The following is an 18,417-nucleotide window of genomic DNA, read 5'->3' as shown; positions in this document are numbered from 1 at the left end:
ATAAATGAAAGAAAAAGCTCTTTATCTTGGTGTTTTAATACCTATATTGATATTAACTCTTTTACTTCAAATATATAAAGTAGAGCCATTTGAGAGTTTTTCTCTTCGTTTTAATGATGTAAATTTCGATCTTCAAGAAAAAAAACCAAATCCAAACATAGTTTTTGTTGCAGTTGATGAACCTAGCGTAAATGAATATGGTAGATGGCCATGGGATAGAGAAAAATTAGCAAAAGGCATAGATGCCTTAGTCCAAGCAGATGTAGTTTTGATGGATATGATTTTTTCAGAACCAACAACATTGGGACAAGACAGCATACTAGGGGAGTCACTTAGTTCTTTAAATGCAAGTGTATGTGGCTTTTTTTTAAGAAATAATGCTACTCAAGATATAACTGATGATGAGCTTGATATCTTGAGTGACTCATCTTTAGACCTGCTTCAATCTCAAATAGCACAATATTCTAAGCCAAATTTTGCTTCAGCTCCTTTTGCAGAGATAAATATTTTGAGTATTTTAGAATCTTGCACAATGTCAGGGAGTTTTTCAACAGTTAGAGCGAGTGATGATAAACTTCGAGCTTATCCAATTTCTATGTATTTTCAAAACCTTTTATATCCATCTTTGGGTGTTCAGGGATTAAGACTAAAACTTAATGAAGATATTCAGAGAGTTGATGATTATCGTGTAAAAATAGGGGAGAAAGAGATTCCACTTAATAGTGAGGGTTTAATTAGATTAAACTTTTATAATGAAGAGCAATATAAAATAGTATCTTTTTTAGATGTGGCTAAGGGCATTATAAAACCAGAATATTTTAAAGGAAAAATCGTTGTACTTGGTATAACAGAAGTTGGTGCGGGTGATGTGGTAAGTACACCTATTGGTTCTATACCAGGACCTTTGCTTCACTATACTTTTATTTCAAATTTTTTAGAAAATCATCTAATTAGAGAGCCGAAAAATGTAACTTTATATCTTATAGTTTTTATGGTTCTACTTCCATTTTTATTGATTTTTGTATTTAAAAAGATTTTACATAGAGCGGCTGTAAATATTAGTGTATATTTACTTTTATATGTTTATATAAGGTATTTATTTGTAGAACAAATGATTTATATCGACCTTTTTTATCCTCTTATTTCCTTATTTTTGAGTTTAGTTGCAGTTGAAGCAGTGGCATTTAATATTCAAGAAAAAAGTTCAAAGTTTATGAGAGGGGCTTTTTCCTCTTATCTGTCTGGTGATTTACTTGACCAACTCATAGCTAACCCAGATGCTTTGAGTTTAGGTGGAGAGAGTAAAGAACTTAGTATCTTATTTAGCGATATTCGTGGGTTTACTACTATCTCAGAGTCTATGGACCCTGTAAGTTTGATTAACCTTTTAAATAGATATTTTACACCAATGACAAATTCTGTTTTAGAAAATGGTGGAATGCTTGATAAATATATAGGAGATGCTGTTATGGCATTTTTCAATGCACCTGTTAATATAAAAAAACACGCAGATGCCTCTTGTACAACTGCTTTAGAAATGATTCAAAGATTAGAGATTTTAAATGTTGAACTAGAAAAAGAAAACATTAACGCTATCAAAATTGGTATCGGTATAAATACAGCAGAGGTGGTTGTAGGAAATATGGGTTCTGATAGTAGATTTAACTATACGGTTATTGGCGATGGAGTCAATCTAGCATCTAGAGTAGAGGGTTTAACAAAAAACTATGGTGTTGATATTTTGATAACTGAGTTTACAGTAGCAAAAATAAGTGAAGAGTTTATATATAGAGAAATAGAACCAGTTAAAGTCAAAGGTAAAGAAGAGGCGGTGCTTCTTTATCAACTGATGAAAAATGATGATGAATCAAAAACTATTAAAGAGTTGTATGATAAAGCATTGAGTGTTTACAAGAGCGATAAGCTTGAAGAAGCACAGATGCTATTTAGTTCTTTGGTTGATAAGTATGATGATAATCCATCAAAGTTTTTTTTAAAGAATATAAAAGATGGACAATTGTGGGGCATCCATAAAATGACTACAAAGTAGGGAGAATAGATTATGAAACATGCAAGAAGTTTGGGTGCAAATGAAATATTACAACTTATATTTACCTATTTGACAGAAGTATCTTCTTTAAGAGAGTACGACGAAATTATAATGGTTTTAGCGAATATGGGTCGAGCTTTGACATCTTCTGATAGATGTACTGTATGGATTGTTGATGAAGAAAAACAAGAAATATGGACAAAAGTAGCGCATGGCATGGATGCTATAAGACTGCCTATGGATTCTGGAATTGTAGGAAGTGCAATCTCAACTCAAAAAAAGATTTTAATAGATGATGTTTATGAAGATGATAGATTTAATCCAGAAATAGATAAAAAAACAGGCTATGTTACAAAAAGCATGATGGTTATTCCTATGTTTGATAATGATGATGAAATCATAGGGGCATTTCAAGTTATAAATCATAAAGGTGCTAAAGGTATTTTTGATGGTAGAGATATGGAACGCCTAATGTTGGCTAGTACTTACGCTGCTGAAACTCTAGTATCTGCAAGATTGACAAATGAGATAGAAGATACACAAAAAGAAGTTGTTTTTACCATGGGAGCGATTGGTGAGAGTCGAAGTAAAGAAACAGGAAATCATGTAAAAAGAGTTGCTGAGTATTCTAAAATTTTAGGTCTTGCATATGGTATGGATGAAAAAGAGGCTGAGCTTTTAAAACAAGCTTCTCCTATGCACGATATTGGAAAAATTGCAATTCCAGATGCAGTTTTAAAAAAACCAGGTAGATTTAATGCGGAGGAGAGAAAAATCATGGATACTCATGCTGAACTTGGCTTTGGCATGATTAAAAATTCAGATAGACCATTACTCAAAGCTGCAGCAATAGTAGCTTATGAACATCATGAAAAATGGAATGGAAAAGGTTATCCAAATGGACTTAAAGGTGAAGAGATTCATCTATATGGACGCATAACAGCCTTAGCAGATGTTTTTGATGCATTAGGTTCAGATAGAGTTTATAAAAAAGCATGGAGTGATGAGAAGATATTTAAACTTTTTAAAGAAGAAAGAGGGGAGCATTTTGACCCTAAACTCATGGACCTATTTTTTACAAACTTAGAAGAGATACTTGCGATAAGAGAACATTTTAAAGATGAGTATCAAGAACAAGTTGTGAAAGAAAATCTGAATGAGAAAAAGATTAAAATTCTTGGAGCATATGGAACAAGAGCTAAAGGTTTTGGAACAAGTTCATTTTATTTAAATGATAAAAATGTCATAGATGCTGGGAATGTACTCGTAACAATGAATGAAGAATCAGCAGATATAGAAAATATTTGGCTGACTCATTCTCATCTTGACCATATTAGTGATATAGCATCTATACTTGATAATTATTACTCTATTAGAGAAAAAACATTAAATATTATGGCTCTTCCTCAAACTATCAAAGCACTAAAGAAACATTTTTTCAATGACTTGATTTGGCCTGATTTTTCAAAAATATCATTAAAAGGCTCAAGTGACGCATCATTAACATACACCGAAATAGAACTAGATAAAGAGTACAGCATAGGAAGTGGTGAGTCGATTAAAGCTTTTAAAACAGATCATACAGTTCCAAGCTGTGGTTATATATATAAAAAAGATGACAGCTCTGTTTTAATAACAGCAGATACTTATGATTTAGATAATGTAATAGAGATTATTCAAAACAATAAAGATATAGCATCTATGGTTATAGAATGTTCTTTCCCTTCAGATATGCCAAAACTTGCATTTGACTCTAAACATTTAACTCCAAAATTACTTTTTGATGCATTAAAAGAGTTAAAAAGAGATGATGTGAACTTATATATAAATCATATTAAACCAACTTTTTTAGATAAAGTTGTTAAAGAAATAGAGCAATATTGTGGTAAATGGAAGCCTATTATTTTAAAAGATGAAGATTTTATAAAATTTTAGTAAATATCTCTTGACATTGAAAATATTTTGCACTATAATTCTGACTCAATTTCGATGCTGACATAGCTCAGTTGGCTAGAGCAGTTGATTTGTAATCAACAGGCCCGGGGTTCAAATCCTCGTGTCAGCACCATTGAAATAGAATATTAGAAACAGTGTTAGACCAGATATAATTACAAATGGTGAGATAGTCAAGTGGCCAACGACGGCAGACTGTAAATCTGCTCCCTATGGGTTCAGAGGTTCGACTCCTCTTCTCACCACCATCAATGAAGCTGCGGGAGTAACTCAGTGGCTAGAGTTCCTGCCTTCCAAGCAGGCTGTCGCGAGTTCGAATCTCGTCTCCCGCTCCATTGAACCAATTATCTTCTGGAAGCTGAAGTACAATTTCAACGAATTAACTTCATATATAGTATATTATATAGATATCTATATAGCTTTAAAACTAATCACAAAAAACTAGTACTGAAATAAAAAATTATGCAATTATTGCTTAGTATTGCGCACAAGAGCTGTCGTGGCTCAGGGGTAGAGCACTTGCTTGGTAAGTAAGAGGCCGTGGGTTCAAATCCCACCGTCAGCACCATTGTTGTAAATAATAAAATGAGCAAAAGACCATTTTATTAGCATGGACTTTAGTCCCTACAACCCCCTAAAGCTACAAAAAGTAAACTTTTTGAGAATACTTTAGGAAAGTTAAGCAATAATTGAATGATTTTTGGGTATAATCCCGTTTCAATTCACAATTAAAGTCGGAGGACACTATGGCAAAAGAAAAGTTTGAGCGTAATAAACCGCATGTAAACATTGGTACTATTGGTCACGTTGATCATGGTAAAACAACATTAACAGCAGCAATTACTGCAGTATTAGCAGTAACAAATGGTGCAGAACTTATGGACTATGATCAAATAGATAATGCTCCAGAAGAAAGAGAGCGTGGTATTACTATCGCTACATCACATGTTGAGTATGAAACTGACATTCGTCACTATGCGCATGTTGATTGTCCAGGTCACGCGGATTATGTTAAGAACATGATTACAGGTGCTGCACAAATGGATGGTGCTATTTTAGTTGTTTCTGCAGCTGATGGTCCTATGCCTCAAACTCGTGAGCATATCCTTCTTTCTAAGCAAGTTGGTGTTCCATATATCGTTGTTTTCATGAACAAAGAAGATATGGTTGATGATGAAGAACTTATGGAACTAGTAGAGATGGAAATCCGTGAACTATTAGATATGTATGACTTCCCAGGTGACGATACTCCAATCGTAGCTGGTTCTGCAACTATGGCTCTTGAAGAAGCTAAAACTGGTACTCTTGGTGAGTGGTCAGCAAAAATTCAAGAACTAATGAAACAAGTTGATGAGTATATTCCTGAACCAGTTCGTGAAACTGATAAAGATTTCTTAATGCCTGTTGAAGATGTTTTTTCAATTTCTGGTCGTGGTACAGTTGTTACTGGGCGTATCGAGCGTGGTACTGTTAAAATCGGTGAAGAAATAGAAATCGTAGGTATTAGAGATACTCAAAAAACTACTGTTACTGGTATTGAAATGTTCCGTAAAGAAATGGATGAGGGCGTTGCAGGTGATAATTGTGGTGTTCTAGTTCGTGGTATAGGTAAAGACGATGTTGAGCGTGGTCAAGTACTTTGTAAGCCAGGTACAATTACTCCTCACACTACATTTACTGCTGAGATTTATGTACTAAGTAAAGATGAAGGTGGAAGACATACTCCATTCTTTAACGGTTACCGTCCTCAGTTTTATGTTCGTACAACTGATGTTACAGGTGCAATCACTTTACCAGAAGGTACAGAAATGGTTATGCCAGGTGATAATGTTAGTATTACTGCTGAACTTATCCACCCAATTGCAATGGAACAAGGTACTAAGTTCGCTATCCGTGAAGGTGGTAGAACAGTTGGTGCTGGTGTTGTTGCAGAGATTATAAAATAATAACATCTATACTATAACCAAAATGGGTGAAGCCCATTTTGGAATTTAAAGGTAAATTAAAATGAGAGAAGCAATTCACTTAGGTTGTGAGAAATGTACTAGAAGAAACTATCACACAACTAAAAATAAAAAAATACATACTGAAAAATTCTCAGTAAAAAAATATTGTAAATTTTGTCGTGAACATACTGTTCACAAAGAGATGAAACTGTAACAAAAGTCTGGAACTTACTGCAAGTAGGTTTCACTTTAGGCGCATAGCTCCAATGGTAGAGCACCGGATTCCAAATCCGGGTGTTGCGGGTTCGAGTCCCCCTGTGCCTGCCATCATTAATTATTAGTAAAGCTACAGAGCTTTATTAATAATTAATGCACTTTATTAGGAATGTTTGATGAATTTAGGTTTACATATAAGAAACGCAAAATCAGAACTAGCGAAGGTAATTTTTCCTACAAAAGGACAAGTTAAACAAGCTTATATTTCTGTTATTATTGTAGTTACTGTAATAGCAGCTTTTTTAGCTTTAGTTGACTTACTAATGTCATCAGTTATGTCAGCGATTTTAGGTTAAGGGATAGATATGGCACATCAATGGTACTCAATCCAGACTTATGGAAACGATAGACTAGTAAGAGATGCAATCTTAAATATGATAGAAGAGATGGGTTTGCAAGACTTTATAGCAGAAGTAATAGTTCCTACTGAAGATGTTATCGAAGTAAAAGATGGTAAAAAAAAGATAACAGAACGCTCTTTATATTCTGGATATGTTTTTGCAAATATTGACCTAAATACTGAAGTTCAACATTTAATCCAATCACTACCAAAAGTTTCAGGTTTTATTGGCGAAGCAAATATTCCAACACCACTTAGTGAGCATGATATTAATGTAATCTTAGATCGTGTAAATAATCGTGCTGCTCCAAAACCAAAGTATTTTTTGATAATGGAGAAACTGTTCGTATTATTGAAGGCCCATTCGCAAACTTTACAGCAACTGTAGATGAGTATGATTTAGAACATGGAACTCTAAAACTAAATGTATCTATTTTTGGAAGAGCAACTCCAGTGGATATTTCTTATACTCAGGTAGAGAAAATTATATAAATATTACTGTGCTAAATTTAGATTTTTTTGAAATTTAAGTTTAGCACAGTCTAAAAACGACAATAAAATAGAACAAGGAAATAAATATGGCAAAGAAAATAACAGGTTACATAAACCTACAAATTGATGCTGGTAAAGCAAATCCTGCTCCACCAGTTGGACCAGCACTAGGTCAACGCGGTGTTAATATCATGGAATTCACTAAAGCATTTAATGAAAAAACAAAAGATTTAATGGGCTTTAAAGTTCCTACTGTAATCACAGTATATTCTGATAGAAGTTTTACATTTATTACAAAGCAACCAACAGCAGCAGCATTAATACTTAAAGCTGCGAACCTTAAAAAAGGTACAGATAACCCTATTAAAAATAAAGTTGGGAAATTAACTCGTGCTCAGTTAATGGAAGTTGTTGAGAGAAAAATTGTTGATTTAAATACTGATGACTTAGAGATGGCAGCAAATACTATTTCAGGTACAGCAAGATCAATGGGTGTAGAAATAGTAGACTAATAGTTGGTGTAAAAACCTTACTATTAATCATAACCACAATGATTTAAAATTTTGTGGAAGAATTTCATAGGAGAATTTGAAAATGAGTAAAAGATATAAACAATTATTAGAAAAATTTGATAATACAAAAGCATACGGTATCGTAGAAGCATCAGAAACGGTAAAAAATTTGAAAAGTGCAAAGTTTGATGAAACTATTGAAATTGCAATGAACTTAAATGTTGATCCTCGTCATGCTGATCAAATGGTTCGTGGTGCTATTGTACTTCCAAATGGAACTGGCAAAACAGTTCGTGTTGCAGTTTTTGCAAAAGGTGTTAAAGCTGATGAAGCTAAAGCAGCAGGTGCTGATATAGTTGGTACTGATGATTTAGTAGCTGATATTAAAGCAGGAATCTTTAACTTTGATGTTGTTGTTGCTGCTCCAGATTGTATGGGACTTGTTGGACAGATTGGTCGTATCCTTGGACCAAAAGGTTTAATGCCGAACCCTAAAACAGGAACTGTAACTCCAGATGTTGCAACTGCTATTAAAAATGTTAAGGGTGGACAAGTTAACTTTAGAGTTGATAAAAAAGGTAATATTCATGCAGGTATTGGAAAAGCAAGTTTTGATTCAGCTCAAATTGCTGAGAATTTAACTTCTTTTCTTGCTGCAATTAATAAACAAAAGCCAGCTTCTGCAAAAGGTCGTTATATCAAAAATGCAGCTCTTAGTTTAACTATGAGTCCAGCTGTTAAACTTGATTTAAACGAAGTTGCTGATATAAAAGCAAAATAAGTAGTTTTTAGTGTCCTATATTTAGGGCACTATAAAGTTACTTCGTTAGTAACTGCATTTTATGGACTAAAGATAACGGGAGTCGTGAGGCTTAATATATCCTGTTTGAAGTGTTGTCTGGAAAGGAGAAAATTCTATGACAAAAACACAAAAAGCTGAAATTATTGAAGTTCTTTCAAGTGAATTCAAAACTGCTCAATCTGTAATCTTTTGTGATTACAAAGGTTTAAGCGTTGTTGAACTTGAAGGTTTAAGAAAGATTGCTCGTGAAAAAGAAGCAAAAGTACAAGTTGTTAAAAACACTTTAGCAGTACTTGCACTGAAAAATGCTGATTTAATAGGAGTTGAATTACAAGATACAAATATTCTTATTTGGGGTGAAGATTCTGTTGCTACTTCTAAAGTAGTTTCTGAATTCGCTAAAGATAATGAAAAATTTGTAATTAAGTCTGCTTATATTGATCGTGAAGTTGCTGACACTGCTAAAGTTGAAGCATTTGCTAAACTTCCAGGCCGTGATGAGCTTCTTGGAATGCTTGCTGCTACTTGGATGGCACCTATTGCAAACTTTACTATCGGACTTAATGCTCTTAAAGAGAAAAAAGAAGAAGAAGCTGCGTAAGCAGTTAACAATATTAATAAAATAAAATTAAGGAATTACACATGGCTGTAACTAAAGAAGACGTATTAGAATTTATTTCTGGACTATCTGTACTTGAGCTTTCTGAGCTTGTAAAAGAATTTGAAGAAAAATTTGGTGTATCTGCACAACCTGTTGCTGTAGCTGGTGGAGCTGTAGCTGGTGAAGCTGCTGCTGAGAAAACTGAATTTGATGTAGTATTAACTAATGTTGGTGCTAAGAAAATCAGTGTTATTAAAGCTGTTCGTGCTTTAACTGGCTTAGGACTTAAAGAAGCAAAAACTGCTTGTGAAGAGTTACCATCTACAATCAAAGAAGGTGTAGATAAAGATACTGCTGCTGAAGCAAAAGCTACTCTAGAAGAAGCTGGTGCAACTGTAGAAGTTAAATAACTAGGTCTAAAGACCTGTCATAGAAAAAGAATTTTTTGCTAAAGCATTATGCCAACTTTCACTAAATGAAAGTTGGTAAACTCTTTTTCTATGTATCCTTTTAAGCGGGCGCTTTTGCGAAGAGATTTCGACCTCTTTGCAAAAGTGCCCTTATGTCGTTTATAAGCACTGTAACTAAATCTATCTAAGGACGCTTAGTATAGATACCCCTCTTAGTCAAAATGATTAAGTTAATTAACAATTCGAGGTACCCTAATGTTAAACACTTTATACTCCGGAAATCGTCTTCGTGTAGACTTCTCAAAAACTCCTCAACAGATAGAAGTACCAAACTTACTACAACTTCAACAAAGTTCATATGATAAGTTTTTAATGCTAAATGCAAAAGATAGATCAGAAAGTGGTATTGAAACAGTATTTCAATCAGTTTTTCCTATTCATGACACTCAAAACAGACTTACTGTTGAGTACCTTGGAAGTGAAATAGCAAATCAGAAATATACTGTTAGAGAATGTATGGAGCGTGGTCTTACTTACGCTGTTAGTTTAAGAATGAAGACTCGCCTTGTACTATGGGATAGAGATGAAAACACTAAAGAAAAACTTGGTGTAAAAGATATCAAAGAACAAAATATTTTTGTTCGTGATATTCCGCTTATGACAGACAGAACATCATTTATTATTAATGGTGTTGAGCGTGTTGTTGTAAACCAACTTCACCGTTCTCCTGGTGTAATTTTTAAAGAAGAACAATCAACAACAGCTGGAAATAAGCTTATATATACTGGACAAATTATTCCAGACCGTGGTTCTTGGTTGTACTTTGAGTATGATCCAAAAGATATTTTATATATGAGAATCAACAAGCGTCGTAAAGTTCCTATTACGATTATGTTTCGTGCTTTAGGTTATTCTAAGCAAGATATATTAAAACTTTTTTATCCTATTCAAACAATTAGTATAGATGAAAATAAATTTTCAATCGATTTCAATCCTAGTGATTTTGCTTCAAGATTGGTTTTTGATTTAGTTGATACAGATGGAAACACTCTTATTACTGCTGGAAAAAGACTCTCAGTTAAAAAAGCCCAAAAGTTTATAGAAGATGGACTTAAATCAGTTGAGTATCCTCTTGAAACTCTTCTTGAGCGTTATCTAGCAGAGCCTATTATAGATCCACAAACTGGTGAAATTCTTTTTGACACGATGACTCATATAGATGAAACAAAACTTAAAAAGATGGCAGAAATTGGCGTAAGTGAATTTAAAATTGCTAATGATTTAGCAAATGGAGTAGATAGTTCTATAATCAATGCCTTTAATGCAGATGCTGATTCTCTTAAACTTCTAAAACAAACTGAAGAAATTGAAGATGAAAATGATTTAGCTGCGATTCGTATATATAAAGTTATGCGTCCAGGTGAACCTGTAACAAAAGAAGCTGCAAAAATCTTTGTAAACCAACTTTTCTTTGATCCAGAAAGATATGACTTAACTAAAGTTGGTCGTATGAAAATGAATCATAAACTTGGGTTAGATATTCCAGAATATGTAACTGTTTTAACTCATGAAGATATTATTAACTCTGTTAAGTATGTTATTAAAGTTAAAAATGGTCAAGGTCATATTGATGATAGAGATCATCTTGGTAATCGACGTATTCGTTCAATTGGTGAGCTTTTAGGTAATGAGTTACATAATGGACTTATTAAAATGCAAAAAGCAATTCGTGATAAACTTTCAACTATGAGTGGAGTTATGTCGGAGTTAATGCCACATGATTTAATAAACTCAAAAATGATTACTTCAACAATTATGGAATTTTTCTCTGGTGGGCAACTTTCTCAGTTTATGGATCAAACAAATCCACTATCTGAAGTTACTCATAAGCGTCGTCTTTCAGCACTAGGAGAAGGTGGTCTGGTTAAAGAAAGAGCTGGGTTTGAAGTTCGTGATGTTCATCCAACTCACTATGGTAGAATTTGTCCAGTTGAAACTCCAGAGGGTCAAAATATTGGTCTTATCAATACGCTTGCTACTTATGCAAAAGTAAATGCACATGGTTTTATTGAAGCTCCTTATAAAGTTATGAAAGATGGAAAAATTACTGATGAAATAATTTATCTTACAGCTACTCAAGAAGAGGGCGTGAAAATTGCTGCTGCTTCAAATAAGCTAGATAAAGATGGTCAGTTTATTAGTAATATAGTTACAGTTAGACAAGATGGTGAAATTTTAAATCGTCCAGCTAGTGAGTGTGAATATGCTGACCTTTCTTCTCATATGGTTGTAGGTGTAGCAGCTTCACTTATTCCATTCTTAGAACATGATGATGCCAATCGTGCTCTGATGGGTTCAAATATGCAGCGTCAAGCAGTGCCACTTTTAAGACCAACTTCACCAATGGTTGGAACAGGTGTTGAAAAACTTGTTGCAAGAGATGCTTGGGAATGTGTAAAAGCTAAAAGAGCTGGTATAGTTGAAAAAGTAGATGGTAAACATATCTATGTTATGGGCGAAGAAGATAGTGAGATATATATAGATTATTATCCATTAACAAAAAATCTTCGTACAAATCAAAATACATCTTTCTCTCAAAAACCAATAGTAAATGTTGGACAAAAAGTTGTAAAAGGTCAAGTTATTGCAGATGGTCCGAATATGGATCAAGGAGAGTTAGCACTTGGTGTTAATGCGATGGTTGCTTTTATGCCTTGGAATGGATTTAACTTTGAAGATGCTATTGTTATCTCAGAGAGGTTAATTCGTAAAGATGCTTTTACATCAGTTCATATTTATGAAAAAGAGCTTGAAGCTAGAGAACTTAAACATGGTGTTGAAGAGATTACTCGTGACATTCCTAATGTTAGAGATGATGAGTTAGTTCATCTTGATGAGAGTGGTATAGTTAAAATTGGTACTGAAGTAAGTGGTGGCATGATTTTAGTTGGTAAAGTTTCTCCAAAAGGTGAAGTTAAACCAACTCCAGAAGAACGATTGCTTCGTGCAATTTTTGGAGAAAAAGCTGGTCATGTTATTAACAAATCACTTTATTGTCCTCCATCTATGGAAGGAATTATAGTTGATGTTAAAATCTTTACTAAAAAAGGTTATGACAAAGATGCAAGAGCATTAGAACTTGAAAAAGAAGAGAGAGATTATTTAGAGCGAGAGCATTATGACCGTCTTCTTATGATAGATAAAGAAGAGATGCTTCGTGTTTCTAAACTTTTAACAAAAGAGGCACTAATTTCCGATATTAAAATTGGTGAAACTGAGTATAAAAACGGAGATATTATAAATGCTGATGATTTAGTTGAAGTAAATCGTTTTGCAATGAACGCTATTGTTAAATCTTTTTCTCAAACGATTCAAGATGAATACAATAAAACTAAAAATTATTTTCAAAAAGAAAAAAGACTTTTTAGAGATGAACATGAAGAAAAACTCAATATCTTAGAAAAAGACGATATTTTAGCAAATGGCGTTGTTAAGTATGTAAAAGTTTATATAGCAACAAAACGCCAACTAAAAGTTGGTGATAAGATGGCTGGACGGCATGGAAATAAAGGTATCGTTTCCATTATAGTTCCTGAAGTTGATATGCCTTATATGGAAGATGGAAGAAGCGTTGATGTTTGTTTAAATCCTCTAGGTGTTCCATCTCGTATGAATATTGGACAAATTTTAGAGATGCATCTAGGTATGGCAGGTCGTGAACTTGGTAACCAAATATTAGAGCAATTTGAAACAAAACAAAAAGATTTTATAGATACTCTTAGAAAAAAAATGATTTCAATTGCTGATGTTGCTGGCATGATGAATGCAGTAAAAGTAATTGGTGATATGAATGATGAGAAATTTTTAGGATACGCTAGAGATTGGGCTAAAGGTGGTGTTAGATTTGCTACTCCAATTTTTGAAGGTGTAAATCAAGCAGAGTTTGATAAGTTGTTTGAACTAGCGCAAATGGATGCTGATGGTAAAACTGTACTTTATAACGGTTTAACAGGTGAGAAGATTAAAGAAAGAGTAAATGTAGGTTATATGTATATTCTTAAACTTCATCACTTAGTTGATGAAAAGATTCATGCTCGTTCAACTGGACCATATTCACTTGTAACTCAACAACCAGTTGGTGGTAAAGCACTATTTGGTGGTCAGAGATTTGGAGAGATGGAAGTATGGGCTCTTGAAGCTTATGGGGCATCTGCAGTTTTAAAAGAGATGTTAACTATTAAATCAGATGATGTTGATGGGCGTGTTCGTGCTTATAAAGCGATTACTAAAGGTGAGTTAATCCCACCTTCTGGTATCCCTGAAACATTATTTGTATTAACAAAAGAGCTTCAAGCATTAGCGCTTGATGTAGAGATTTTTGACGAGGTGGAAGACGATGAGTAAATTAGTACCTATTGAAGTAACAGAAGATAAAAGACCTAAAGATATTAAAAAGCTACAATTTCGTTTAGCTTCTCCCCAGAAGGTAATGTCTTGGAGTCATGGTGAAGTAAAAAAGCCTGAAACTATTAACTATCGTACCCTTAAACCAGAGCGTGATGGACTTTTTTGTGCAAAGATTTTTGGACCAGTACGAGATTATGAGTGTCTTTGTGGTAAATACAAAAAGATGCGCTATAAAGGCGTAGTTTGTGAAAAATGTGGTGTTGAAGTAACAAGTACAAAAGTTCGACGAAACCGTATGGGTCATATCGAACTTGTAACTCCTGTTGCACACATTTGGTATGTTTCTTCTTTACCTTCTCGTATTGGTACTCTTCTTGGTATCAAGATGAAAGACCTTGAGCGCGTACTTTATTATGAAGCATATATTGTTGAGAGTGGTGGCGAAGCATATTATGATGCTGAAGCAAAAACTCCAGTTTTAAAATATGATGTTTTAAACGAAGAACAATATAGAACACTAGTTCAAAGATTTGACGCACTTGGTTTTAAAGCTCGTATGGGTGGAGAAGTTGTTCGTGACTTACTTGATTCTATTGATTTGGTTGATTTATTTACTCAACTTAAAGAAGATATAGAACTTACAAAAAGTGAAGCTAAAAGAAAAACTATCGCAAAAAGACTTAAAGTTATTGAGTCATTTTTAAATAGTGGAAACAATCCAGCATGGATGATGTTAACAGTTTTACCTGTTCTTCCACCAGATTTAAGACCTCTAGTTTCTTTAGATGGTGGTAAATTTGCTGTTTCTGATGTAAATGACCTTTACCGTCGTGTAATAAACCGTAACCAAAGACTTAAACGATTAGTTGAACTTGAAGCTCCAGAAATCATCGTAAGAAATGAAAAAAGAATGCTTCAAGAGTCTGTAGATGCATTATTTGATAATGGTCGTCGTGCTAATGCTGTAAAAGGTGCTAACAAAAGACCACTTAAATCTTTAAGTGAAATCATTAAAGGTAAGCAAGGGCGTTTCCGTCAAAACTTACTTGGAAAAAGAGTTGATTTTTCTGGTCGTTCTGTAATTGTTGTTGGACCATATTTAGCTATGGATGAGTGTGGACTACCTAAAAAAATGGCTCTTGAGCTATTTAAGCCACATCTTATTGCTAAACTTGAAGACAAAGGTTATGCTACAACTGTAAAAGCTGCTAAAAAAATGATAGAAGCTAAAACAAATGAAGTTTGGGAATGTTTAGCTGAGATAGTTGATGGTTATCCTATACTACTTAACCGTGCACCAACACTGCATAAACTTTCTATTCAAGCCTTTCACCCTAAACTAATTGATGGTAAAGCTATTCAGCTTCACCCTTTAGTTTGTGCTGCATTTAATGCCGATTTTGATGGGGATCAAATGGCTGTACATATACCTTTAAGCTCTGCAGCAATTGCTGAAGCTAAAGTTCTTATGTTGGCATCTATGAATATACTTTTACCAGCTTCTGGTAAGGCTATTGCTACTCCTTCACAGGATATGGTTCTTGGAATTTACTATATAACACTAGAGAAAAATGGAGTAAAAGGTTCAAATAAATTATTTGCAAATGTAGATGAAGTTAATATTGCTTTAGAAAATGATGCTCTTGATTTACATGCAAAAGTTAGAACTAGAATTGATGGTAGAATCATTCATACTACTGTTGGGCGTATGTTATTAAAAGCAGTTATTCCTGATTTTGTTCCTATAGAACTTTGGAATAGAGTTATGAAGAAAAAGTATATCAATGAAGTTGTTGATTATGTTCAAAAACATGGTGGTATAGGTATTACTTCTGGATTTTTAGATAAGCTAAAAGATTTAGGTTTTAAACATGCTACTGAAGCTGGTGTTTCTATCTCTATCGATGATATAAGAATTCCTTCTACAAAAGAAGAAAAAATAGCTTCTTCTAAAAATAAAGTTGCAGAGATTCAAAAACAATTTGAAGCTGGTCTTTTAACAGAACAAGAAAGATATAATAAAATTATCGATGTTTGGACAGATACAAATAATACTCTAGCGACTCAGATGATGGAACTTGTTCAAAATGATAAAGAAGGTTTTAACTCAATCCATATGATGGCTGATTCTGGTGCTCGTGGTTCGGCTGCACAGATTCGTCAGTTAGCTGGAATGCGTGGTCTTATGGCTAAACCTTCTGGTGATATTATTGAAACACCAATTATCTCTAACTTTAAAGAGGGACTTAATATTATTGAGTACTTCATTTCAACTCACGGTGCTAGAAAAGGTCTTGCCGATACTGCACTTAAAACAGCAAATGCTGGTTACTTAACTCGTAAACTTGTTGATGTTGCGCAAAATGTTAAGATAGTTGAGCATGACTGTCATACTCACGAAGGTATAGAAATTTCAGATATTTCCGACCAAAATACTTTAATAGAATCTTTAGAAGATAGACTAAATGGTAGAGTTTTAGCTGATGATGTTATTGATCCTATTTCAAATGAGATTTTGTTTGCTGAGGGAACTTTACTAGATGAAGTTAGTGCGAAAATTATAGCAGAAGCTGGTATAAAAACTGCACATATTAGAACTCCTACTACTTGTAAAAGCGAAGGTGGCATTTGTGCTTTATGTTATGGTGTAAATCTTGCAACTGGGCATATTGTTCGTAGAGGTGAAGCAGTTGGAATTATTGCTGCTCAAAGTATTGGTGAACCTGGTACACAGCTTACTCTTAGAACATTCCATGTTGGTGGAACTGCATCTTCTACTGCTCAAGAGCGTCAAGTTGTAGCATCTAGAGAAGGTTTTATCCGTTACTATAATGTTAAAACTTATATCTCTAAAGAGGGTAAAAACATAGTAGCAAACAGAAGAAATGCTGCTGTACTTTTAGTTGAACCAAAAATCAAAGCTCCATTTGCTGGTAAGTTTGAAGTTCAAACTGTACATGATGAAGTAATTGTAAGTATTGTTGGTAAAGATGAAACTGTCCGTTACTCACTTCGTAAAGTTGAAATTGCAAAAGCAAATGAGTTAGCAGGAGTCGCTGGACAGGTTGAAGGTAAATACTATTTTCCTTATGAAAATGGTTCAGAAATTACGGAAGCTGAGTCGATAGTTGAAACAATTAAAGACGCTTGGAATATACCTTCTCGTATTCCTTACGCATCAGAAATTTCAGTTAAAGATGGAGCCCCCGTAACTCAAAAAATACTTTCAAAAGAAGATGGTATAGTTAAGTACTTTTTACTTAAAGGTGATTATCTAGAGAGATTTGAAGGTATGAAAGCTGGATATGAAGTAGTAGAAAAAGGTCTATTTGCAACTGTTGTTGATTCAAACAACCGTGAAGCAATAAGACACTATATCGCTCGTGGTTCTGTTATTGTTGCAGATGATAATTCTGAAGTTGAATCATCTACACTTATAGCAAAACCAAAAAATGATGAATCAACTGTAATAGCAGAGTGGGATCCATACTCAAATCCTGTTATATCTGAGGCAAATGGTGTTGTTAAGTATGAAGATATTATCATCGGAACTACTGCAACAGAACAGATGGATGAACTTACTGGTAAAACGCGTTTAATGATAAATGATCATATATCAGCAGACTATAAACCTTCTATTGTTTTAGCAACAGAAGATGGGGAAGTTTTAAGATATGCTATTGAAGCAAAATCATCTCTATTTATTGAAGATGGACAGAATGTTAAAATCGCAGATTTAATTGCTAAAACACCAAAAGCACTTCAAAAATCATCAGATATAACTGGTGGTCTTCCACGAGTAAGTGAGTTATTTGAAGGTCGTCGTCCAAAAGCGACAGCTCTTATATCAGAAATTGATGGAACAGTTAGTTTTGGAAAACCTCTTCGTGGTAAAGTTCGTATTGTAATAGCATCTGAGAATGGAATTGTTAAAGAATATTTTGTTGATAAATCTCATGAATCAGTTGTTGCTCTTGGTGACTTTGTTCATGCTGGTGAACGATTGACTACTGGTATTATATCTTCACATGAATTACTTCGTATTATGGGTGTTAAAGCACTTTATAACTACCTAGTATCTGAAGTTCAGCAAGTTTATCGTTCTCAAGGTGTTAATATTGCCGATAAGCATATTGAAGTTATTTTTACTCAGATGCTAAGACAAATCAGAATTGTAAAATCTGGTGATACTAAGTTTATTCAAGGTGATTTGATTTCAAAAGCTAAATTTAAAATAGAAAATGACAAAATCATTCGTCTTGGCGGTCGTCCAGCGATTGCTGAGCCATTCTTAGTTGGTATTACAAGAGCGGCAGTTGCAGCAGACAGTATTATCTCAGCAGCGTCATTTCAAGATACAACAAAAGTTTTAACAGAAGCAGCAGTTTCTGCAAAAGTTGATGATTTAAATGACTTAAAAGAAAATGTTATCATTGGTCGTACTATTCCTGTTGGAACAGGTATATATAAAGATCAAGAGATAGTTTTTGATACAGAAGAAGAATAGTTAACTATTAAATCTTCTAGTTTCCAAGCTTTGCTTGGAAACAAATACTTCAATAAATTTCCCATTATAAATATCAAATATTAATCTACACTTAAAATAAGCTAACTTTAATCACTTTTTT

The 18,417-nt window shown here is 33.8% G+C and carries 11 protein-coding genes, 5 tRNA genes and 1 pseudogene; all 17 read left to right on the top strand.

What is annotated here, in order from left to right:
- The first annotated feature begins 4 nt into the window (after positions 1 to 4).
- The 17 genes and pseudogenes from MOV50_RS04710 to rpoC all read left to right on the top strand — a co-directional run bounded on the left by MOV50_RS04710 (position 5) and on the right by rpoC (position 18,296).
- On the top strand, positions 5 to 2,050 hold the full coding sequence (locus MOV50_RS04710; protein WP_321779246.1) for an adenylate/guanylate cyclase domain-containing protein: 2,046 nt from the start codon (positions 5 to 7) through the stop codon (positions 2,048 to 2,050).
- A gap of 12 nt (positions 2,051 to 2,062) precedes the next feature.
- Positions 2,063 to 3,985 (top strand): HD domain-containing phosphohydrolase, encoded by a 1,923-nt coding sequence (locus MOV50_RS04705; protein WP_321779245.1) that lies wholly within the window; start codon positions 2,063 to 2,065, stop codon positions 3,983 to 3,985.
- Between the two features lie 56 nt (positions 3,986 to 4,041).
- Positions 4,042 to 4,118 (top strand) — tRNA-Thr (locus tag MOV50_RS04700).
- Positions 4,119 to 4,166: 48 nt separating this feature from the next.
- Positions 4,167 to 4,251: transfer RNA gene (locus tag MOV50_RS04695), tRNA-Tyr, on the top strand.
- Between the two features lie 11 nt (positions 4,252 to 4,262).
- Positions 4,263 to 4,338 (top strand) — tRNA-Gly (locus MOV50_RS04690).
- Between the two features lie 158 nt (positions 4,339 to 4,496).
- A tRNA-Thr gene (locus tag MOV50_RS04685) sits at positions 4,497 to 4,571 on the top strand.
- Positions 4,572 to 4,749: 178 nt separating this feature from the next.
- Entirely contained in the window at positions 4,750 to 5,949 is a 1,200-nt protein-coding gene (gene tuf / locus MOV50_RS04680; RefSeq protein ID WP_321779244.1) for an elongation factor Tu, read from the top strand.
- 61 nt (positions 5,950 to 6,010) lie between these two features.
- Complete coding sequence (rpmG, locus tag MOV50_RS04675; RefSeq protein ID WP_321779243.1) at positions 6,011 to 6,163, top strand: 50S ribosomal protein L33; 153 nt, start codon at positions 6,011 to 6,013, stop codon at positions 6,161 to 6,163.
- A gap of 37 nt (positions 6,164 to 6,200) precedes the next feature.
- Positions 6,201 to 6,276: transfer RNA gene (locus MOV50_RS04670), tRNA-Trp, on the top strand.
- A gap of 65 nt (positions 6,277 to 6,341) precedes the next feature.
- The gene (gene secE, locus MOV50_RS04665) at positions 6,342 to 6,521 is read left to right on the top strand and encodes a preprotein translocase subunit SecE (RefSeq protein ID WP_321779242.1); all 180 of its coding nucleotides are present in this window, start codon (positions 6,342 to 6,344) and stop codon (positions 6,519 to 6,521) included.
- A gap of 9 nt (positions 6,522 to 6,530) precedes the next feature.
- A pseudogene (nusG, locus tag MOV50_RS04660) lies at positions 6,531 to 7,057 on the top strand (transcription termination/antitermination protein NusG).
- A gap of 86 nt (positions 7,058 to 7,143) precedes the next feature.
- Positions 7,144 to 7,569, top strand: coding sequence for a 50S ribosomal protein L11 (gene rplK, locus MOV50_RS04655; RefSeq protein WP_321779241.1), 426 nt, complete (start codon positions 7,144 to 7,146; stop codon positions 7,567 to 7,569).
- 82 nt (positions 7,570 to 7,651) lie between these two features.
- The gene (gene rplA, locus MOV50_RS04650; protein WP_321779240.1) at positions 7,652 to 8,350 is read left to right on the top strand and encodes a 50S ribosomal protein L1; all 699 of its coding nucleotides are present in this window, start codon (positions 7,652 to 7,654) and stop codon (positions 8,348 to 8,350) included.
- A gap of 136 nt (positions 8,351 to 8,486) precedes the next feature.
- Positions 8,487 to 8,972: a 50S ribosomal protein L10 gene (gene rplJ / locus MOV50_RS04645; RefSeq protein ID WP_321779239.1), complete on the top strand. Its 486-nt coding sequence runs from the start codon at positions 8,487 to 8,489 to the stop codon at positions 8,970 to 8,972.
- A gap of 41 nt (positions 8,973 to 9,013) precedes the next feature.
- Positions 9,014 to 9,382, top strand: coding sequence for a 50S ribosomal protein L7/L12 (gene rplL / locus MOV50_RS04640; protein ID WP_321779238.1), 369 nt, complete (start codon positions 9,014 to 9,016; stop codon positions 9,380 to 9,382).
- A 255-nt stretch (positions 9,383 to 9,637) separates the two neighbouring features.
- Positions 9,638 to 13,786 carry a DNA-directed RNA polymerase subunit beta gene (gene rpoB, locus MOV50_RS04635; RefSeq protein WP_321779237.1) on the top strand — a complete coding sequence of 1,383 codons (4,149 nt, stop codon included), beginning with the start codon at positions 9,638 to 9,640 and terminating at the stop codon, positions 13,784 to 13,786.
- Positions 13,779 to 18,296, top strand: a complete 4,518-nt coding sequence (gene rpoC, locus MOV50_RS04630) for a DNA-directed RNA polymerase subunit beta' (RefSeq protein WP_321779236.1) — start codon at positions 13,779 to 13,781, stop codon at positions 18,294 to 18,296. The genes rpoB and rpoC overlap by 8 nt, the downstream gene beginning before the upstream one ends.
- The last annotated feature ends 121 nt before the right edge of the window (positions 18,297 to 18,417 follow it).

Source organism: Sulfurimonas sp. (assembly GCF_029027585.1).
GTDB lineage: Bacteria > Campylobacterota > Campylobacteria > Campylobacterales > Sulfurimonadaceae > Sulfurimonas.
Note: the sequence above shows the minus strand (reverse complement) of the source record. Positions and strands in the feature narration are given on the sequence as shown.